Source organism: Thermosynechococcus sp. PKX95 (assembly GCF_031583295.1).
In the GTDB taxonomy this organism is placed as follows: Bacteria; Cyanobacteriota; Cyanobacteriia; order Thermosynechococcales; family Thermosynechococcaceae; genus Thermosynechococcus.
On record NZ_CP134171.1, the window covers coordinates 564273 to 585636 of the forward strand.

At 54.6% G+C, this 21364-nt stretch carries 15 protein-coding genes and 1 pseudogene; 4 read left to right on the top strand and 12 right to left on the bottom strand.

Annotated elements, in window-relative coordinates:
• Window positions 1-3: 3 nt before the first annotated feature.
• The 6 genes from moaA to gltB all read right to left on the bottom strand — a co-directional run bounded on the left by moaA (window position 4) and on the right by gltB (window position 11134).
• A complete protein-coding gene (gene moaA / locus RHH81_RS02550; RefSeq protein ID WP_206200939.1) occupies window positions 4-969 on the bottom strand; it encodes a GTP 3',8-cyclase MoaA in 966 nt (321 codons plus the stop codon).
• A 5-nt stretch (window positions 970-974) separates the two neighbouring features.
• Window positions 975-2150, bottom strand: coding sequence for a molybdopterin molybdotransferase MoeA (locus RHH81_RS02555; protein ID WP_206200940.1), 1176 nt, complete (start codon window positions 2148-2150; stop codon window positions 975-977).
• 13 nt (window positions 2151-2163) lie between these two features.
• Window positions 2164-2841: an urease accessory protein UreF gene (locus tag RHH81_RS02560; protein WP_206200941.1), complete on the bottom strand. Its 678-nt coding sequence runs from the start codon at window positions 2839-2841 to the stop codon at window positions 2164-2166.
• Entirely contained in the window at window positions 2831-3265 is a 435-nt protein-coding gene (gene ureE / locus RHH81_RS02565; RefSeq protein ID WP_206200942.1) for an urease accessory protein UreE, read from the bottom strand. Before ureE ends, RHH81_RS02560 begins: the two co-directional genes overlap by 11 nt.
• Entirely contained in the window at window positions 3265-6447 is a 3183-nt protein-coding gene (locus RHH81_RS02570) for an ATP-binding protein (protein WP_206200943.1), read from the bottom strand. Before RHH81_RS02570 ends, ureE begins: the two co-directional genes overlap by 1 nt.
• 61 nt (window positions 6448-6508) lie before the next feature.
• Complete coding sequence (gene gltB, locus RHH81_RS02575) at window positions 6509-11134, bottom strand: glutamate synthase large subunit (protein WP_310743333.1); 4626 nt, start codon at window positions 11132-11134, stop codon at window positions 6509-6511.
• A 380-nt stretch (window positions 11135-11514) separates the two neighbouring features.
• Here gltB and gyrA point away from each other — a divergent pair, with 380 nt between their 5' ends.
• The 4 genes from gyrA to RHH81_RS02595 all read left to right on the top strand — a co-directional run bounded on the left by gyrA (window position 11515) and on the right by RHH81_RS02595 (window position 16764).
• On the top strand, window positions 11515-14076 hold the full coding sequence (gyrA, locus tag RHH81_RS02580) for a DNA gyrase subunit A (RefSeq protein ID WP_302678774.1): 2562 nt from the start codon (window positions 11515-11517) through the stop codon (window positions 14074-14076).
• Complete coding sequence (hpnA, locus tag RHH81_RS02585) at window positions 14073-15062, top strand: hopanoid-associated sugar epimerase (RefSeq protein WP_310743334.1); 990 nt, start codon at window positions 14073-14075, stop codon at window positions 15060-15062. The genes gyrA and hpnA overlap by 4 nt, the downstream gene beginning before the upstream one ends.
• Before the next feature lie 49 nt (window positions 15063-15111).
• Entirely contained in the window at window positions 15112-16194 is a 1083-nt protein-coding gene (locus RHH81_RS02590) for a class I SAM-dependent methyltransferase (RefSeq protein ID WP_206200946.1), read from the top strand.
• Window positions 16195-16314: 120 nt separating this feature from the next.
• Complete coding sequence (locus tag RHH81_RS02595) at window positions 16315-16764, top strand: hemerythrin family protein (protein WP_206200947.1); 450 nt, start codon at window positions 16315-16317, stop codon at window positions 16762-16764.
• Window positions 16765-16773: 9 nt separating this feature from the next.
• On the opposite strand, the gene RHH81_RS02600 is transcribed toward RHH81_RS02595, so the two are convergent.
• The 6 genes and pseudogenes from RHH81_RS02600 to RHH81_RS02625 form a co-directional block, all read right to left on the bottom strand.
• Entirely contained in the window at window positions 16774-18510 is a 1737-nt protein-coding gene (locus tag RHH81_RS02600; RefSeq protein ID WP_310743335.1) for a diflavin flavoprotein, read from the bottom strand.
• A gap of 534 nt (window positions 18511-19044) precedes the next feature.
• The gene (locus RHH81_RS02605) at window positions 19045-19914 is read right to left on the bottom strand and encodes a DNA adenine methylase (protein ID WP_206200950.1); all 870 of its coding nucleotides are present in this window, start codon (window positions 19912-19914) and stop codon (window positions 19045-19047) included.
• Window positions 19914-20207, bottom strand: coding sequence for a YggT family protein (locus tag RHH81_RS02610; protein ID WP_206201587.1), 294 nt, complete (start codon window positions 20205-20207; stop codon window positions 19914-19916). The genes RHH81_RS02605 and RHH81_RS02610 overlap by 1 nt, the downstream gene beginning before the upstream one ends.
• 27 nt (window positions 20208-20234) lie before the next feature.
• Window positions 20235-20558, bottom strand: coding sequence for a metal-sensing transcriptional repressor (locus RHH81_RS02615; protein ID WP_206200951.1), 324 nt, complete (start codon window positions 20556-20558; stop codon window positions 20235-20237).
• Window positions 20559-20625: 67 nt separating this feature from the next.
• On the bottom strand, window positions 20626-20769 hold the full coding sequence (locus RHH81_RS02620) for a hypothetical protein (RefSeq protein WP_206200952.1): 144 nt from the start codon (window positions 20767-20769) through the stop codon (window positions 20626-20628).
• A 29-nt stretch (window positions 20770-20798) separates the two neighbouring features.
• Window positions 20799-21116: pseudogene (locus RHH81_RS02625) on the bottom strand (helix-turn-helix domain-containing protein); the annotation flags it as partial.
• Between the last annotated feature and the right edge of the window lie 248 nt (window positions 21117-21364).

A 21364-nucleotide genomic window follows, 5' to 3' on the forward strand; every position in this document is an offset into this window, starting at 1 on the left:
CTCCTAGCCTCCAATCTGGTGCATCGCATGGTGAACTTCTGCTCCGCGCAAGCTGGGTTTCATGCCCAACACTTGCTCATAGGCGACATACCGTTCCCTTTGACTTAAGCCCCGTAGGGACACCCCCGCCTCCTTAAACAGGCACGCTCGCAGGACACCATCCGCAGACAAGCGCCAACGGGAGCAGTGGCCACAAAAGGGTTGGGATTCTGAAGCGATAAAACCAATCTGCCCGCCACAGGCCGTCTCAAAGTTAAACGAAGTGGAATCCAAAGGACGTGGCACAGGTCGCAGATCATAATGCTGACGCAAGCGCTCAATCATCGTGGCAGCACTAACAAAGCGATCGCCCCCCAAGTGGCAAGCATAGCCAATGCGCATCAGCTCCAAAAAGCGCACCTCAATCCCCAACCCCTTGGCGTACTCCACCATCGGCACCAGTTCGTGATCATTGACACCCGCCATAACCACCATGTTCAGCTTCACCTGAAACCCTTGGTGAACCGCAGTGGCCACCGCCGCCTTCACCGTTTCCAAGTGGTGGCCATGACTAATGGCGGCAAAGGTTTCGGGGTCTAGGCTATCCAGACTGATATTCAAACGCCGTACCCCATATTGTTCCAAGAGGGGCAAAAAGGGCACCAAGCGAATCCCATTCGTGGTTAAGCTTAGCTCTGGCACCCCCACTGCCACCAAGGCTGCGACAATCTCAGCAAACTCGGCTCGCAGGAGCGGTTCACCCCCCGTTAGGCGCACCGACTCAATCCCCAGTGCCACCAGTTCAGCCACAATCGTGGCATACTCTGTGGGGCTTAAATAGGTCTGGGGGGGCATAAAGGCGGCATCCACGGGCATACAGTAAGTACAGCGCAAATTACAGCGATCGGTAACCGACAGGCGCAACTTGCGAATGTGTCGCCCTTGGTTATCCAGCAAACGTTGGCTAGGGATAGCTGTGGTGACAACCATCCGCCCTAACTCCACGGAAAATAGCGATAGCACTCCCCAGCGGCAAATATCCCTTGCGAGGCAGGTAGTTCCAAGAAGCCATCACTGTCAGCCAAGGCCAAAAAATCACCAGAGTTTTGCATCGGACGGGGGTGGGCAATCAGTTCAGCAGTTTTCGTGGTTTCTAGTTTAACGGGTAAAAAGTAGGTTAAGGGCTTCTCAAAAGAGAAGGGAGTGGCCAAGCGGGCATAGAGGCGTGGCATGTCCAAAATATAGCGGTGTAAACACACCAAACTGGAGACGGGGTTCCCCGGCAAGCCAAAGACTGCCGTTTGCTGCGTGTGATCCACCCCAAACCAGAGGGGTTTTCCGGGGCGCTGAGCGACACCGTGGATATATTGCTGCACGCCATGATCGCGCCACAGTTGCGGTAAATAGTCAAACTTGCCCTTGGAAACGCCGCCGCAATAAATCAGGAGATCGTACGCTTGGCTCGCTTGGCAGTAGTGGGTTGCCAGTTGCAGCGGATCATCGGGTAAATGGGTGATGCTGACGTGGCTGTACCCTTGGCGCTTGAGGGCAGCCATTAGGGCGTAGGCATTGGAGAGGCGCAGTTGATGGGGTTGAGGGACGTGGTCTGGCGGAATCAGTTCATTGCCGGTGGCAACAATTTGAGTGCGGGGGGTGCGCTGGACACAAACTTCGCTCTGCCCCACAGAGGCAAGAATGCCCCAAGCCGGACTGTGTAGAGGGGTGCCTGCCGCCAGCACCTGTTGACCCGCCGGCGCATCACTGCCACAGCGGTGAACAAATTGATAGGGCGACCACAGTTCGGCGTGGCGGATATGGGCAATGCCGTCACGAATTTCCAGAGCCTCGTAGGGAATGACCAGATCGCAGTTCTGGGGCAACGCGGCACCAGTCATCACTTCCAAGCAGGCCTGTGGATCCGTCAACGTGGGGGGTACCTCACCAGCAGGGACAACCCCCAGAATCGGGAAGGCACGCTGACCAGATTCATAGGCGGCCCACCGCAGGGCAATACCATCCATCATGATGCGGTCAATGGGTGGGTAGGGGCGATCGCTGGTAATGGCTCCTGCTAGTCGGCTGTACTGAGGCTCAGTCAAAGAGATGGTCTCTGTGCCCCAATCGGGCAAATGCTGCTGAATCAGGTCAACGGCTGTTTCGACGGAAATCATTTTCTAGACAGGATTAACTGCGAAATAGGCGGCAGTAGAGCGTTTCGTGCTGCATACTGGCGAGGGCTAAGCCCAAGGTACAGCTTTCTAAATCATTGTCAGTCACATTTAAGCTCTGCTGCACGGTTTGCTGAATCTGGGGCTGAAGTTGGCGCAGAAGCACTTGACCCGCCGTCTGACCAAGGGGAATCAGTTTCACCGCTGCATTGATCAGAGTAGTGACCCAACTATGGAGATAGCCTAGAAGTGCGGTTTCTAGGGGAATGTCGGCAAGGGCAGCGGCAATGCAAAAGGCAACACTGACATTCCAAGGGTAGGGCTGACCAGTCTGAAGTTCTGGCGGTAGGCGATCGAGGGCAGCGACGAGGTTGATCAATGCTGTTCCCATTTGCCAATTTTGGGCACGCAGTTCGGCGCTTTCGCGGGCAGCCGAGAGCCACGCATTCCACTGGTGAACAGCGTCAAAATCGCCCTTGGCGATCGCCCCATAAACCCGCCCCATCACTGCTGTTTCCAAGTGAGCACTGCCAAAAGCCAGTTCAAAGGTGAGCCAATCCTGTACGGCGGCTGCTGAGGTGATCTTGCCTTGGGCAATCAGGGTCTCCAAGCCCTCGGAGTAGTTAAAGCCGCCAATGGGCAAAGCGGGACTCACCCACTGCAACAAGGTTAACAGCGCTGACTCAGTGAACATGGTAGGCACCGCGCTCGGGACAAAAGGGCGCGACTTCAAACGTTACTATTAAGCCCCGCTGTTCCAGCATGGTTTGCAACACGGAATCTGCCCCCCAGCGAAGATAATCGGTGTGAATTTCCAAGGGGAGGTGGCGATTCCCAAGGTGGTAGGCGGCCTGTAGAAGGTCAAGGGGAGTGGTAGCCATCACCTTTAGCGTGGGTTCGGGTTTGGCGTGAACCGTGACGACTACTGTGCCGTCCTCGTCCTGAAGGCGATCGCCCGGCTGTAACGTCATCCCGCGCGGCAACTTCAGATAGAGAGATTCCCCCTCATCACTGTGGCAATGGAGACGACTGCGACAGCGTTCCTCTGCGGTCAATGAGAGGTGCAACTGACGGGCATTTTCCAATGTTGTAGGGCAAAGTTGCGTCAGCCTGAACATCAAACCAGCGTCAACTCGACAATTTTATCAAAGCGGAATGTTTTCACCAGTTGCTGAAGGCCTGCAATCAAGGCGGCTTCTTCGGATGGGATTTCAGCAATCAGTTCGCGAATGCGCTTGGCATTGAGCTTTTTGGCCGCTTCTTGGAGTTCAGCAATCCAAGGGCGGGGCATCACCATTAGGGCGGCTGGATCCAGCACCTCAGGACGGGGAGCACTTGCGGGGGGCAGAGCATCCTCGTAGGCATACTCTAGATTTAACTGGGCGGCGAGTCGTTCAAAAATCGTTTGCGGACGGAAGGGCTTGGCAATGTAGTCATCACAACCGAGATTCAGCAGTTCCTGTTTGTCCTGCTCAAAGCCACTGGCGGTCACCGCAAGAATTTTCGGGGCGCAGACGGCTTCGCCGCGTCGGAGGCGATCGCTCACTTCTTTCTTGATCTGTCGCGTTGCCGTTTTACCATCCATCACGGGCATGCGAATATCCATGAGAATTGCATGGGGCTGCCATTCTCGCCAGATCTGCACCGCCTCTTGACCATTGCCGGCTTCTCGACAGCGAAAGCCCACGGGTTTTAGGAGTTGGGTGAGCAGTTGGCGGTTTTCGGGAATATCATCTACCACCAGAATGCGGACTGCTGAGGTGGGCGATCGCAGGCCAACAACGGTTTGTGCCCTTTCCTCCTCTAGCGCTTGGGGATCGCCAAGGCCAATGTTGATCTCAAAGTAAAAGTGACTTCCCTGCCCCTTGGTGCTGCGCACCTGAATATCCCCCCCCATCAATTGCACAAACTGGCGACTAATGGCCAACCCCAGCCCAGTGCCTTCACTGACTTTTTTACTGCTATCGGTTTGGACAAAGGGCTGGAAGAGCATTTTCAACTCTGCCGCGGTCATGCCAATACCCGTATCACTGACTTCAAAGGCGAGTCGCGGGGGTTCTTGGGCTTTATAGCTGACCTTGAGGGAGACGCCCCCCTCTTTGGTGAATTTAATGCCATTGCCCAAGAGGTTCACCAATACTTGGCGCAGCTTCATTTCATCAGTGGTTACCGCCACCGGCAGATTGGCGGGCAAATCAAAGACCAGACGCAACCCTTTAGCTTCAGCTCGCACCTTGAGCATTTCTTCGAGGGTTTGCAGCATCCGCCGCAGATCAAAGGTGGTTTCCTGAAGCGTGATACGCCCAGCTTCAATTTTGGCCATGTCAAGGACATCGTTAATCAAACCCAAAAGGTGTTCACCGCTGCGGTTGATCTTTTCAAGGGTTTGCCGATGCTGCGGTGCAAGGGTGCGATCGCTGAGCAAAATTTGACTAAAGCCGAGAATGGCATTGAGGGGGGTGCGCAGTTCATGGCTCATGTTGGCAAGGAAAATACTTTTGGCTTTGTTGGCTGCCTCTGCTGCCTCTTTGGCCTTGAGTAACTCCCGCTCCGCTTGATGACGTTGATGGGCTGCAAGGGCGATTGTGACAATATCCGCCACATTGGAGACAAAACTGCGTTCCTCCACCAGCCAAACCCGATGCTCGCCAATACTCTCAACACAGATCACCCCCAATAATTGACCATTGAAGATGATCGGCGCATCAATCCGAGAATACACCCGCTGAAGTTTGGCATAGTCCCGCAGTTCGTGGGTGCGCGGATCCGTGAGTAAATCATTGACCACGAGGGGTTCCCCGGTGCGCAGCAGTTTCAAGTACTCTGGATAGGGGGGCTGGGTGAGGTAGGTGGATTGAGTAGGGTTGTTGGCGGCAGGGTCGTACTGGACAACACATTTGAGGCGATCGCCCTGGAGTTCCCATGCCGAAGCCCGCTGGACGCGCAGTGTTGTTGCCGTCACTTGGATAATCTCCTGCAACGCCATACGAAAGTGTCCCTGTTGCACATGGGGAGATTGGCTCAGCTGCACCAAAGCAACATTGTGGTCATGAAGTACCCGTTCTTTTTCGGTCAGTTGTCGATTGGCCGCCTCAAGGGCAGCCGTCCGGTGCGCCACTTCCTCTTCGAGGCGTTGATTAAAGCGGTGGAGTTCACTAAAACTTTCCTCTAATTGCCCTGCCATATCCACAAAGGTGCGACCGAGGTTGCCCAACTCATCCTGAGTTGCGGTGTCCACCTCAGCGGCAATGTCTAGATCACCCACTGCAATTTTGTGGGCTGCAGCATTTAGCCGCTTCAGGGGGCGCACGATGTAGCCTGTCACTCCCCAAGTCAGCAAACTAATCAAGCCAAAGGACATCCCCAAAATCCACAGACCCGCCCACGTTTCTTCATGAATAAAGTCAAGCAGTGTGTCTTCATTGATACGAATGGCCAGACTCCAGCGTGCCTCGGGAATCGGCGCATAAAAGACCCATTGGCGCTCTTGGGAAAGCCAATCAGTGACCCATTGCTGTCCCCTTTGACCCGCCACCATTGCTCTGCCTAGGGCGGCAAGATCGCCGTGGTTGTTTTCCTTGGCAATGTAAAAAATAGATTGACCAATGAACTGGACATCGTTATGAAAGATAATCCGTCCCTTGCGATCCAAGACAAAGAACTGGCCTTCTTGGAGGGCTTGAATGTTCATGGTCTGCTGCAGGCTTTCTAGAGCCACATCCACCGTGGCGACTCCCCGAATTTGACCTTGGCGGCGGAAGGGCACCGAATAGGTTACCATCCAACTATCCCCCGCACCCCGATCAAAATAGGGATCACTCCAGCGGGGCTGACCGCTTTGAATTGGCTCTGTGTACCAGTTCCATTGGGGTTGGGTGTAGTCGTAAATTGTTCCCGTATCCTTTTGCCGCCATGTGCCCCCCTGCCGATAAATATAGGGGCAAAAGAGGCGCTTGCGGGGAGAAAAGCTATAGGGAGTAAAGGCAATCGCCGATCCATAGACCAAGGGATTGACAGTGACATTGCGGCGCAAAAATGCATACAGCTGCTGTTCATCGACCTTGGGGAAGGTTTCTAGGGCATAGGCAGTGGTGGTTGCCAGTTGCGCCACCTGCGCCAGTGAGTCGTTAAATTGATCGGCGTAGAGGGACACCAGCGTTCCCTGCCACTTTTCATAATCGGCAGTACTGCGGCCAATCAGGCGCGCCCGAATGTAGAGGAAAAGGCCGGTGTAGATGACAACAATCGGCAGGAGCGTCCCCAGCAAGAGCTTATGGCGAAAGGATAGCTTGCTGAGCATGGCGGCCTCGACCTCCCTAGGCTTTCCCCTTAATTTTAGGCTGCCTAAAAAGACCAATCCTCTAGGAAAGGGGACTGAGTACTTTGCTGTCGCTGTCAGTGGCCACTTCACCCACCACTTCCGGGGTATTGGCTTCCGAAGGCGGCACCACCTGCCAGAAGAGGGGTAAATAGTGCTCCCACTGCTCCAGAATCATTGCGGCCTTGGCACTCCCCGTGCGCTCGTGGTGGGCAGTAATCAGTTGTTTGAGTTGGGCGGCACCAATGGCAGAGGTGACCCGCTGGAGTTTGACAACTTCGGGGTTGACCTTGGCGGGGAAGTTACCCGCTTCATCCAAGATGTAGGCCAAGCCACCGGTCATACCGGCACCCACATTGCGACCCGTAGTGCCCAAGACCACGACCACCCCACCGGTCATGTATTCGCAGCAGTGATCCCCTGTGCCCTCGACAACGGCAGAGGCTTTGGAGTTGCGGACAGCAAATCGTTCACCGGCGCGGCCATTGGCAAAGAGAAACCCCCCCGTGGCGCCGTAGAGACAGGTGTTGCCAATAATCACATTCTCCGCAGCCGCATAGGGAGCATTGGCCGGCGGCTTGATAATGATTTCACCCCCATGCATCCCTTTGCCGACATAGTCATTGGCTTCGCCGGTGAGGTTGAGGATCATCCCCGGCAGATTGAAGGCGCCAAAGCTCTGGCCAGCGCTGCCTCGGAAGTGGAGGGTAATCTGACCTTCAAAACCCGTGTTGCCATACTTTTTGGCAATGGCACCCGCGATGCGTGCCCCGACAGTGCGATCGGTGTTGACAATGGGCAGCTCTAATTCAACGGTTTGCTGCTTCTCAATGGCGGCTTGCACCTCTGGGCGTGCCAAAATTTCATCATCGAGAACGGCACCGTTACTGTGCACTGTTTCGTGCTGCAACCACTGGCGATCGTGCCGCGTGTCGGGCAGCTTCGTCAAGCAATCCAGATTTAGGGGTGCAGTTTTTGCAAGGGTAACATCTTGGCGCGGTACCAGCAAATCCGCCCGGCCAATGATCTCGTTCAGGCTGCGGTAGCCCAGTTGAGCCAGAATTGAGCGCACCTCTTCGGCAATAAAGAGGAAGAAGTTCACCACATGCTCAGGCATACCGGGGAAGCGCTGGCGCAGTTCTTCTTTTTGGGTGGCCACGCCCACGGGACAGTTATTGGTGTGGCAAATCCGCGCCATGATGCAGCCCTCGGCAATCATTGCCACCGAGCCAAAGCCAAATTCCTCGGCACCCATCAGAGCCCCCATGACCACATCCCAGCCACACTTGAGGCCACCATCCACCCGCAGAATCACGCGATCGCGCAGTTGATTTTCCAAAAGAACGCGGTGCACCTCCGTCAGCCCCAATTCCCACGGACTGCCAGCATGCTTAATCGAACTCAGGGGCGAAGCACCGGTGCCACCATCGTGACCGGAAATTTGAATCACGTCGGCGTTGGCTTTTGCCACCCCAGCAGCAATCGTACCAATACCAATTTCGGCCACTAGTTTCACGGAGACTTGCGCTTGGGGATTGATCTGGTGCAGATCAAAGATCAGTTGCGCCAAATCCTCAATGGAGTAAATGTCATGGTGGGGCGGCGGCGAAATTAAGGACACGCCCGGCTTTGATCGCCGCAGCATAGCAATGTAGGGGCTGACTTTCGTGCCCGGCAGTTGACCGCCTTCCCCCGGTTTCGCGCCCTGGGCAATCTTGATTTCAATTTGCTGGGCATTGATCAGGTACTCTGGAGTAACGCCAAAGCGCCCAGAGGCCACCTGTTTAATGGCGGAACTGGCGGTATCACCGTTGCGCAAGCCCCGCAGATGGGGAAATTGGGGAGAGTGCCCCTCACCATCCACATCCGTCAGCACTTGGAAGCGAATCGGATCTTCGCCCCCCTCGCCAGAGTTGGATTTACCGCCAAGGCGGTTCATAGCGATCGCCAGCACCTCATGGGCTTCCCGCGAGAGGGCACCCAAGGACATCCCCCCGGTGCAGAAGCGTTTGACAATTTCACTGGCGGGTTCAACCTCTTCGAGGGGAATACTGGGGCGATCGCTCTGGAAGTCCAGCAGATCCCGCAAGGCTGTGGGTACCCGACCGGTGAGTTGACGGCGATAGACCTCGTAATGGTCATAGCTATTGCTGCTCACGGCTTTGTGGAGTGCCTTGGCCATCTCCGGATTATTCATGTGGTACTCGCCACCGGGACGGAATTGGACAAAGCCAAAGTTCTCCAGTTTCTTGGCGGTGAGTTCGGGGAAGGCCTTGTGGTGAAAAGCAATGGTTTCTTGAGCCAAGTCTTGAAGCGTCAGACCCCCCACCCGCGACGTAGTGCCAATGAAGGCCTTGTTGAGCAGGTCATCACCAATACCAATGGCCTCAAAAATTTGGGCACCGCGATAGCTAGCAATCAGAGAAATCCCCATCTTGGAGAGGATTTTTAGGAGTCCCTCCTCCACGGCTTTGCGATAGTTGGCCTGCACCTGTTGCAGTGTCAGTTGCGGCAGTTTGCCCTTGGCCATCAGGTTTTGGGTGCGATCGCTATGCCACCACTGGCGAATTGTTTCCCATGTCAAGTAGGGACACACTGCTCCGGCGCCATAGCCAATCAGGCAGGCAAAGTGATGGGTACTCCAGCATTGGGCTGTTTCCACGACAAGGGAGACGCGACGGCGAATGCCTTGGGCAATCAAATGGTGGTGCACTGCCCCCACCGCCAATAGGGGTGGGATATAGGACGTGTCGGCATCCAAAAGATGGGGTTCGCCAGCAAGGTTGTGGCGATCGCTGAGCACAAGGATTTCGGCGCCTCCTTTGACGGCGGCAGCGGCCTGTTCACAGAGCCGATTCACAGCGGCCTCAAGCCCCGCAGGCCCTTGGGCGATCGCAAACTGTGTCGAGAGCCGAGTGGTACCAAAGGGAGCCTTGAGAATTTCCTCTAGCTCTGCTTCATTAATGAGGGGAGAATTGAGTTGCAGCAGGCGGGCATCTTCTGGGCTTTCAACGAGCAAATTCCCCCGCGCACCAAGGCGAGTCACCAAGGACATCACCAGTTTTTCCCGCAGCGGATCAATGGCCGGATTGGTGACCTGGGCAAAGCGCTGCTTGAAGTAGTCGTAGAGTAGGTGGGGTTGTTGCGACAGCACCGCCAAGGGAATGTCATCCCCCATGCAGAAGGTGGGTTCCTTGCCATCCTTGGCCATGACCTCAATGATCATTTCCACATCTTCGGCGCTGAAGCCAAAGGCCATTTGCTGTTGTAGGCAGGTTTGGCTTTCGAGGGTGGGGGTTTCGCCATAGGGTTGAGGGGCAAGTTCTTGGCGATAGGTTTTCAGCCATTCGCCGTAGGGTTGCTGCTGTGCCACCCGCTGTTTGATTTCCCAGTTGGTGAGCAGCTCTTGGTGTTCTAAGTCAACGGCAATCATCTGCCCAGGGCCAAGGCGGCCTTTTTCAATCACCGTTGCTTCATCAATTTGAATGCTGCCCGCCTCGGAAGAGACAATCACCAGATCGTCATTAGTGAGGGTGTAGCGTGCAGGTCGCAGGCCATTGCGATCAAGGGTGGCGCCGACAATTTTGCCATCAGCAAAGGCCACTAGTGCTGGACCATCCCACGCCTCTTGAAGGCCACTGTAGTATTCGTAAAAGTCCACCACCTCGGGGTGATCCGCCAAATCGGGCTGGTTTTGGTAGGCCTCGGGAATCAGCATCATCATTGCCTGCAGGGGCTGCCGTCCCGATTGCACCAGCAATTCCAGCACATTGTCGAGGTTGGCGGAGTCGCTATTTTCGGCATTGACAATGGGCATGAGATCCGCAAAGGCTTCGCCCCAATAGGGATGGCTCAGTTGGGCGGCTCGTGCCCGCATCCAGTTGATATTCCCCAAGAGGGTATTGATTTCGCCGTTGTGTCCCAGCATCCGCATCGGTTGCGCCAAGGGCCACTTAGGCATGGTGTTGGTGCTAAAGCGGCGGTGATAAAGGGCAAAGGGGGTGATGTAGTTGGGGTTGCGCAAATCCTCATAAAACTGGGCCAGTACTGCCGAGCGCACCATGCCCTTATAGACAATGGTGCGGGTGGAAAAGGAACAGATATAGAAGTCCTGTCGCCAGTCCGCCTTGATTTGGGCGATCGCCCGCTCAATGCGCTTGCGCGCTAAGTAGAGCTGCCGCTCCAGTTCATCACCACTGGCTTTACTGGAAGCCACAAAGAGCTGTTCAATTTGGGGCTGATTTTGCCTTGCTTGGCGCCCTAAAACACTGGGATTCACGGGCACTGCTCGCCAGCCCAACAGGCGCAGTTCATTTTCACTGAGCACCCGTTCCACAATCCCCTTTGCCGCTGCCGTTGCCGCCCCTTGGGGCAAAAAGATCATCGCCACCCCAATCCGCTGGCGGGGAATGCCAAACTCCGGCAACAACTCCCACGGAATCGCCGTCATGATGCCAGCCCCATCCCCAGAGTCGCGATCGGCACTACAGCCCCCGCGGTGTTCAAGGCAGGTCAATCCCTCAAGGGCTTGGGTCAAGATGCGATGACTAGCTATCCCCTTGCGATGGGCAACAAAACCCACACCACAGGCATCTCGCTCGGCCACAAGCCAAGGCTGTCCATGGTAACCAACTTGATGCACGGGGGAAGAAAAGGCAGATTGTTGCATGGGTCTGAAAGCGTTCAATCGACTGAGGGGTCTAACGTTGTCTTGACAACAGCAACCAGCTCTAGGGACTGAAAAACGCCACGACTCGAAGGGAGGAGCCAAGGCGACAGTATACAGAGATTAGAGAGTGCTGGTGATGGAGCAACGTATAGGGTCTTTCGCTATTATAGGGGCTTCGCTTGGATCCAGAAACGCCAAAGCAAGAGATTGTTAAGGTTTGGCCATAGGAGCCGGCAAACCAGCGATCGCTGAGGCTGACTTGAGGGCTAGAACGCCGCAGCAGAGAGGGGTTAAGGTTGGCGTTCAGGCTGGCGTGATATCATTAAATTTTCCAACTGAACAACAAGGCTTCCCGATTAATTGCTTGGTAAAACACGCCCATGAGCTTTGCTGCTGATTCTTCTCGGATCATTCCCACTGAGTTGCGGGACGAAATTTCGCGCTCATACCTTGAATATGCCATGAGCGTCATTGTTGGGCGTGCCCTTCCCGATGCCCGCGATGGTCTCAAACCCGTACACCGCCGCATCCTTTATGCCATGCATGAGTTGGGGCTGACCAGCGATCGCCCCTTCCGCAAATGTGCCCGTGTGGTGGGGGAAGTGCTAGGGAAATATCACCCCCACGGCGATTCAGCGGTCTATGATGCCCTCGTGCGGATGGCGCAGGACTTTTCTATGCGTCACCCCCTCATTGATGGCCATGGCAACTTTGGCTCGATTGACAATGATCCGCCGGCCGCGATGCGCTACACCGAGTGTCGGCTGCAAGCCCTAGCCACAGAAGCCCTCTTGCAGGACATCGAGCAGGAAACCGTTGACTTTGTTGATAACTTTGACGGCTCGCAGCAGGAACCCCTAGTTTTACCGGCGCGGATTCCCCAGTTGCTGCTCAATGGCACCTCCGGCATTGCCGTGGGGATGGCGACGAATATCCCACCCCATAATTTGGGAGAACTGGTGGATGGGCTGGTGGCCTTAATTCATAACCCCCAGATTAGCGATCGCGAGCTAATGCGCTACATTCCGGGGCCAGATTTTCCCACTGGGGGGCATATCCTCGGCCAAGGGGGCATTGAAGAGGCCTATACCACCGGTCGCGGCTCGATGACGCTGCGGGCAGTGGCCACGATTGAAACCCTTGAAGCACCGGGTCGCCAACCCCGCGAGGCGATTATCGTGACGGAGTTGCCCTACCAAACCAACAAGGCAGCGCTGATGGAAAAAATTGCCGAGTTGGTCAACGAGAAAAAAATTGAGGGCATTGCCGATCTGCGGGACGAAAGCGATCGCGATGGCATTCGGGTGGTGATTGAGCTAAAGCGGGATGCCTACCCACGGGTGGTACTCAACAATCTCTACAAGCAAACCCCCCTACAGGTGAATTTTGGTGCCAATATGCTGGCGATCGTCAACGGCGAGCCGCAATTGCTGACCCTCAAACGCAGTTTAGAGGTGTTCCTTAGTTTCCGTGAAGCGGCGATCGCCCGCCGTACCCGCTATGCCCTGCGCAAGGCTGAAGAACGGGATCACCTGCTCCAAGGGTTGCTGGTGGCGCTGGCCAATCTCGATGCCGTGATTCAACTCATTCGCAGTGCGAGTGACACGACCCTTGCTCGTCAGCAATTGATGCAAACCTATGCCCTCAGTGAAGCCCAAGCCGATGCCATTTTGCAGATGCAACTGCGGCGCCTCACGGCCTTAGAGGCGGAAAAAATTGAGCGGGAGCACGCAGACCTTCAGCGGCAAATAGCCGATTATCGCGATATTTTGGCCAATCGCCAGCGGGTACTGGAGATTATTGAAAAAGAAGTCACCGACCTCAAGGCCAAGTTTGCCACGCCCCGCCGATCGCTGATTGTGCAAGCGGATGGCGAGATTAGCGACACCGATTTAATTGCCAACGATAAATCCGTCATTCTCGTTACCCAGCAGGGCTACATCAAGCGGATGCCCGTGGATACCTTTGAAGCCCAAAGTCGCGATGGGCGGGGACGCAAAGGGGCAGAGATTAAAGAGGATGATGCCGTTGAGCACTTCTTTAGCTGTAATGATCACGATCGCATTCTTTTCTTTAGCGATCGCGGTTTAGTCTATGCCTTGCCCGCCTACCAAATTCCCAGTGGCTCGCGCCAAGCCCGCGGCACCCCCATTGTCCAACTGCTGCCCATTCCCCGCGAGGAAAAAATTACCTCCGTCATTGCCGTCCAAGAGTTTAGGGAAGATGAGTATCTGGTGATGCTCACCCGCAAGGGCTTCATTAAGAAAACGGCGCTAGCGGCCTTTAGCAATATCCGCACCAATGGCCTGATTGCCATTTCCCTTGAGGAGGGGGATCAACTGCGGTGGGTGCGGCGTACCCGCGAAGAGGACACCATTATCATCGGCTCGCGGCAGGGCATGGCGATTCACTTTCGCGCCAGTCACGATCAACTGCGCCCCCTTGGCCGTGCCACGCGGGGGGTCAAATCCATGAGCCTGCGTCCGGGGGATGAACTAGTGGGGATGGATATTCTGCCGGCGGCGATCGCCAACCGTTTTGCTACCCCCCCGGAGGATGACAGTGCCGAGATGGAAGACGTTGAGGAGACGGTGGCGCACAGTGAAGGCCCTTGGGTACTGGTGATTACCACCAATGGCTACGGCAAGCGGGTACCCGTGCAACAGTTTCGGCTGCAAAACCGCGCCGGTATGGGCATTACCGCCACCAAATTCAAAGCCAAAAGTAACGAGGATCAACTGGCGGCTCTGCGGATTGTCAATGCCGAGGATGAATTGATGATTGTCACCAGTCGCGGCATCATTATTCGCCAAAAGGTCATGGATATTTCCTCGCAGTCGCGATCGGCCACGGGCGTCCGTCTGCAACGCCTAGATGAGGATGATGTGATTGTCACGGCAGCCGTCTTGCCCCCCGGTAGCATGGAGGCCGAGGAAGATTGAGCACCACCGCCTTTCTCACGGGTGCCAGTGGCTTTGTCGGTACCCATGTGGCACAAGTCCTTGCCGAGAGGGGGTATCGTGTCCGTGCCCTTGTGCGCCAACCGCAGCAGGCTGCCCATCTCAAAGCGTGGGATGTGGCGTTGGTGCAGGGGGATCTCCGCACCAGTGACTTAGTGCCCTTGATGCAAGGGTGCCAAGTGCTCTTCCATGTTGCCGCCCATTACAGTCTGTGGCGGCGCGATCGCCCCCTCCTCTATGCCGTCAATGTAGAGGGCACCCGTCGCATCTTAGCTGCTGCCCGTGAGGCTGGCATTGAGCGCACCGTTTACACCAGTTCCGTGGCCGCCATTGGTGTGGATCCCAGTGGCCAACCCACCACCGAAGCCTACCAAAGCCCCCCCGAAAAGCTGATTAGCGAGTACAAGCGCTCCAAGTACTGGGCAGAGCAGGTGGCTCACGAGGCAATCCGCCAAGGGCAAGATATTGTCATTGTCAATCCCAGTACCCCCATTGGCCCTTGGGATGCGAAGCCCACCCCCACTGGCGAGATGATCCTGCGTTTTTTGCGGCGACAGATGCCCTTTTATGTCAACACGGGGTTGAACCTGATCCATGTGCGGGATGTGGCGATCGGTCATCTCTTGGCCTTGGAAAAGGGCAAAACCGGTGAACGCTACATCCTTGGCCACCAAAACCTCACACTGGCAGAAATTCTAGGACGCCTAGCCACGATGACTGGATTGCCGCGTCCCCTTGGCGAAATTCCTGTGGTGATTCCCCTCGTAGTAGCCTGGTTCGATGAAGTGGTGCTGGGGGCTTTGGGAAAACAACCAACCATCCCCGTTGACGGAGTGCGCATGGCACAGCAAAAAATGTTTTACGATGCCCGCAAAGCCGTGGCCGAATTGGGACTGCCCCAGACGCCGATTGAGGAGGCGCTCCGAGACGCCGTGACTTGGTACCGTGAACGCGGCTACTGCCCCTAGGGTTTGCGATATAGTGAGGAATGGAAATTATGAAGTTTAGTTAAGAACTATGCTGGTTGCGCCCTTTACCTCGCAGTTGCCGCTTGTGGAAGAGACGCTTCATCGTGGCTACCAAGCCCTGCAATGGGGCAAAAACATTTTCGCGATCGCCCACAAAACCCTGAGTGCTCGTCTTCTCAATACTCTCTTTCCCACCGAAGAGCGGACGCAACCCCTCAGCCCTGAGTTGCAAGCATGGCTCAAGGAACGTTATGAAGCCCTACTCCAGCAGGATTGGCAGGATGCGGTGGCTGGCTTGTATCCCCCCACACTTCTCTTTGATGCCCCTTGGGAAGAATTTTTGCGCTTTTATCCGGTACTGTGGCTAGATTTGCTGCAGATGTGGCAGCGGGCGCGATCGCGCCAATTTCAGGAATTTGCCAAGGACGTGCGCCTTGAGGACTATCCGCAGTATTATCGCCAAAACTTCCACTACCAAACCGACGGCTACCTCAGTGAAACCTCCGCCAACCTCTACGATGTTCAAGTGGAACTGCTCTTTGGCGGTACGGCAGATGCGATGCGGCGGCGCGTGATTGCTCCCATTGCCCAACATTTCGCCACTCATCCTCCTACGCCACCTGTACGCATTCTCGATGTTGCCTGTGGCACTGGTCGCACCCTAAAACAACTGCGCTATGGTTTCCCGGCCGCAGCCCTCTTTGGCATTGATCTGTCGCCCACCTATTTGCGCAAGGCCAACTCACTTCTTGCTACCCAGACCGGGGATTTGCCACAACTCATTCAAGGGAATGCCGAGACCCTACCCTACGTGGACAACTACTTTAGTGCCATCACCTGTGTCTTTCTCTTCCATGAACTGCCCGCCCCAGTGCGCCAAAACGTGATCAATGAATGCGCCCGCGTTCTCCAGCCGGGGGGTGTCTTTGTCATCTGTGACTCGATTCAAGCCCTGGATTCCCCAGAGCAGCGCCCGATGATGGAAAACTTTGCCAACCTTTTCCACGAGCCCTTTTACCGGAATTACATTGAAGATGATCTCAACATCCGCTTAGAAAAAGCAGGCCTAGTGGTCAAAGAGGTGCAGCACCACTTTATGAGTAAGTATTGGGTGGCCGTTAAGGCTTCTTAGCCCAAAGGTACCAGTCCGCTACACTTTGTAACGGTGCCCACCTCCTGCGATGTGGGGCTGCTAGGCTGAACACAGTACGTCAAAATGTCTTTTCCCTGTGGCAGTCTGGAGGGTTAATTGATGGATGGGCTGGCATGGCAAGCGGAGTTTGTCTCTGGCTTGGCGGAAATCGATCAGGAACATCAGGCACTGCTGGCGATGTTACAGCAGTTACGCTCGGCGATCGCTGAGGGAGCAACCTTTTCGCAAGTGAAGCCGCAATTACTAGAGTGCGCCAGCGAAACGGAACGCCACTTCCAGCACGAAGAAACTCTGATGGCTGCTGCCAACCATCCCCTCTATCTCTCCCACCGTGCGGCTCACCAAAATCTGCTACGGGATTTGAGTGGGGTGCTTGAGCAGGTGCAGGGTCATCCCGAAAAGCTGACGCCAGAGACGATTGAGGCGATTGGTGCTCTAGTCGTGCGCCATATTCGCGAAGAAGATCTGCCAATGCTCTACCTGCTCACCCATCCCGAGGAGCTAGCACAGCAACAAGCGGCTGAGTTGACGGCGGAAACTGCCTTTTAGATCTCGGGACTAACCACTGGTTTTGCGATGTTGGATGGCCGTTAAGCCACTGGTTTGCAGCAATTCACCACTCTCGACCACGGCATAGATCAGCGAGTGGTTGCCACAGTTCATGCGGGACTCTACCGTACATTCCAAATAGGCAAGGGCATCGAGCAAAATCGGGGCACCACTCTCAGCGCTTTTGAGGCCAAGGGTGGCTAATTGTTGCTCACCAAGGCGTTGTGCCTGCTGAAATTGGCGAACGAGGGGACTGCCTTCCTTGAGAATATTCAAGACAAAGCGATCGCCCACCAAGCAGAGGCTTTCTGCCCATTCCTGCGGCAAGGACACTGTGATACCGGGGGGATTAAACGAGGCTTGGGAGACCGACGACACCAAAATCGCTGCCGCTTGGGTGAGGTGAAAACACCCTTCCGGTAGGGTGGTCAGAACACACAGGGAACCCACGACCCGATTCACTGCCTGCTCGGTGCGATCCACCTGTGCCTCGACGAGACTGGGGGGGCGGACGGTGCGACTCTTGCGCAGTTTCTTCAGGGCTTGGGCAAACTCGTTGGCGGCAATTTGGCATTTTTCAAGATCGCTCGCCGTGGGGGTAAACTTCACCCGCAGCGTTTCAAAGCCAAGGGTATAACCAGCATCAAGCAACTTTTGTTCAATGTCATCAATGGCCTCACCACTCCAGCCGTAGGAGCCAAAGACCCCCGCCAGCTTGGTTTGGCTGCCCTCCGCCAAAATAAACCCCAAAGCGGTCTGCACCTGTGTCGGCATGTGTCCCCCTAGGGTGGGCGAGCCAATAATAAAGCCGTCGCTACTGTGGATCAGGGCTTGCATTTCTGCTGGGGGTGTGGTTTCACAGTTAATGGCCTCCACTTGCACACCGGCTGCCGTTAGGGCTTGGGCGATCGCGTTGGCTAGAATTGCTGTATTGCCATAGGCAGAGGCATAGAAAAGTGCTACCTTGGTGTCCTGTTCCGTTTGGGCTTGGCACCAGTCGCGATAGTCCTGAAAGAGGCGGCTACGGCTAAACTTGACGATCGGGCCGTGGGCGGGGGCATAGAGGCGCGGTGGCGGTGTCAGTTCTACCAAGCGATCCAAAATGCTTTCCACTTGGCGGGTTTGCGCCGCATGCAAACATTCAAAGTAGTAGGCACGATCCGCATCGAGTTTTTTCCACTGCTCATCGTAGAGGCTATCGCCACAGACATGGGCACCAAAGAGCTTATCGGTAAACACAATTTGATTCTGAGGATCAACGGTAATCAAGCCATCGGGCCAGCGGGGCGTAGCAGCAGCAATAAACTCCAGTTGGCGATCGCCCCCTAACTCTAGGGGTGTTTCCGCACGGGGAATCCAGAGATTCAATTGCTCGCCAAGGGTGGAGCGCAAGGTTACTGCCCCTGCCTTAGAGCAGACGATAATGATCTGGGGCGCTTTTTCCAGCAAAACCTTGACGGTCGCCAGACGGTTGGAGTTGACATGACTGAGAATCAGGTACCGCAGTTGACTCAGATCAATGTGCTGCTGGAGTTCCTGCAAATAAATTTGGGTAAAGGATTCCCCTGGCGGATCCAGCAGGGCGGGTTGGGGTGCTCGGATCAGGTAGGAATTGGAGGTGGTTCCCTGCTGACGGCCGTACTCCACTTCAAACTTCAGCCGATCCCAAGTGCGCGATCGCAAGACCAAAACCCCGGGCGCAATTTCTGCGACTTGAACATCACGGGGACGAGTTTCCGTGAGCATTGGACACCTCCTGAAAACCTATCTGCGGTACTGCTATCGAAAATATTGAAATAGCACTGCCACTATAACGTAGTTTAATCGCATAGGGAATTACCAGTAAAACTTTTATTCTTGATCATTGATGTTTTATTTGATGATTTTTCAAATCGCAGGGTTATTAAGAAGGCTATTAAGTAATTGGAATTCAAGAAATTGGTTAACGCTTAAAAACTTTAATAATTTTTTCTAATCTTATCAAATAAAGAGATTCAATATTATGGTTTTTAATCTTTGTTTTTATATTTGCTTTATAATACCAATTCAATTTGAAGATAGGGTTAATAAAGGCTGTGTAAAGAACGAATCACTGCCGTCGTCAGTTGTAACAATACAGCTTGCAGGTTTTGACGCAGGGCTTCCAGCGTCTCGAACGACTGCCATGCTCATGCTGCTCCATGGGATTGACCTTGGGGGCAAACACAGGCACAACATTCCGTGGCTTCTTGAGTGATATTCATGAATTTTTGAGTATAGCTTATCCCTCTTAAAAATATCTCACTCCCTTTCGAAATAGCCATAGGTGACAACCAGCAGCTCGCTAATCTTACCGCGTTTGTGGCGATTGGAGTTGATCACACGGCTGGCCTTGAGTTCAATACAGCGCCAAGAGCGATACAGGTGCAGCATGGGTTCAACCCAAGCATTGCTAAGCATGACGTAGCATCCCCGTTGAGCCAACTCAGCGACAACGTTGGCCAGGGCAATCTGTTCTGCCTCGCCAAAGGGCTGATCAGTGTAACTGGTGAAGCTGGCTGTTTTAGAAAGAGGATAGTAAGGTGGATCAAAGTAGATAAAATCCCCCGCCGTTGCCCAAGTTAAGACCTCTTGAAAATCCGCCACACTCAATGTCACCTTTTGCAGAGCAAGGCTCGCTTGGCGCAGAGCCTCTGGATCAAAAATTTGGGGATTGCGATAACGACCCATGGGAACGTTGAACTGCCCGGCACGATTAACACGATAGAGGCCGTTAAAACAGGTTTTGTTCAGATAGATGAAGCGAGCTGCTCGCGTGAGGGGATCAAGTTGCTGCTGATCTAAGCTACGAATGTGGTAGTAAAAAGCTTCGCTGTGCTGTTGGCGATATGCCGTGAGTTCTTGAATTAAGTCCTCCACGCGATCGCGCACAATTTGGTAGCAGTTCATTAGTTCAGGGTTGCGATCGCTCAACCGCACCTGCTGAAACTGAAATTCCCCCTGTTGGGCTTGGCCAAAGAGATACCAGTAGAGCGCTGCACTGCCACAAAACGGCTCAGCATAACAGCGACATTGATGGGGTAAATAGGGAGCCATTTGGCTCAACAATTGCGACTTGCCCCCCGCCCACTTGAGAAATGGCTTCGGGCTGAGGATTGTTGTTGTCCCCACTAGACCGGTGGAAACAGGATGAACAACAGTCCCTGCTGCCCCACGAGCAATTCCCGTAGGAGCGTGACAATGCCCACCCAGATAATGGGACTAATATCCACTCCCCCAAGGGGCGGCACAACGCGGCGAGTTGGTGCCAGCACAGGCTCTGAAAGCCAGTAAATCACTTTCAATGGCCCTTGGGTGAGGTTAATCTGGGGGTACCACGTGAGGACAATCCGCACCAGAAAGATCAGGGTAAAAATGGCGAGGATGATTCCCAGTACCCAATTGATGACAACAACCACAGGCATTGGCATCGCTTACACTATCCCAAATCATTATCCCAAAAAATGATCAAGGGCAGCTTTAAGTTCTGCGAGTTCCTGATCAATGCGTCCCTCTTGAGCGGCACGAGTCACACATTCATTCAAATGCTCATCGAGAATCAGCCGTGCCACCCGATCCAACGCTCCCCGCACTGCGGCAATTTGAATCAGTACCTCTGGGCAAGGGCGACTATCCTGCACCATCGTTTTGATACCACGCACGTGCCCTTCAATGCGCGAGAGCCGATTAACGATCGCCCGCAGCGATTCCTCACTGTGATGATGGGGATGGGAATGCAGGGAAGGAGAAGAATGGGAATGGAATTCAGTGCCCACGGCAAATAGTCCTAAACAATCAGTACAACAATCAACCTATTCAACAGAATATTCAACAGATTAGGAACTAGGGTTGTGTTGCTCCCTGTTGAAAATAATTTCTTAAATTCACTAAGCGTTGGCGATTCATAGCCGCCGGTTGTTGGCGCTGAGCAGGGCTGAGAACTTGTTGGACTTCTAAAGCAGCCGCAAAATGTGTTCGTTGCAGCATCTCCCGTAAGCTCATCACCAATGCCGCCGCTCAAACGCTTGGTCTAGCCGCTTCAAGACTTGCTGCAATGCTTGGGCGTTAACCGACGCTAAATCAGGGTTGAACTGCTTTGCTTCAGTCAATCGTTGGCACTGCACGTTGAAGCTGGGGTAAGGGGCATCCGCTGGGATGATGTACTCGCTACGCACAGAGCAGGCATTGACTGGACATTTGCGCGAAGCAATCCAGTCTTTGCGTTCCCTCAGCGGATCATTCCAAACTTGGCGACACACGTCTAGATCGTGGTCGATCTGCTTGGCCTGCTGCTGGGTTAGTTTGAGTTTGTACTCGTACGTCAGGGTGAGCATGAGTGCATTATAGCGATTAGTCACGCCCGATGTTCGGTGCTAGCTCAATATATCCAGCAACAAGCTGAGATTGAGTGGCTGCTCCCTGCGGTCGCCCGCCGCCTCACCACCACCTAACCGCTTTGCGGTATAGACGGAGCACTGCGGCGAATTTTGGTAGCAAACTTGCTAGCTGCGCTTGGTTTTGGCCATGAATGTGACGGCTCTTTCCTAAATTTTCAAGTGGGCGTTTGCCTTGGGCGTCACTC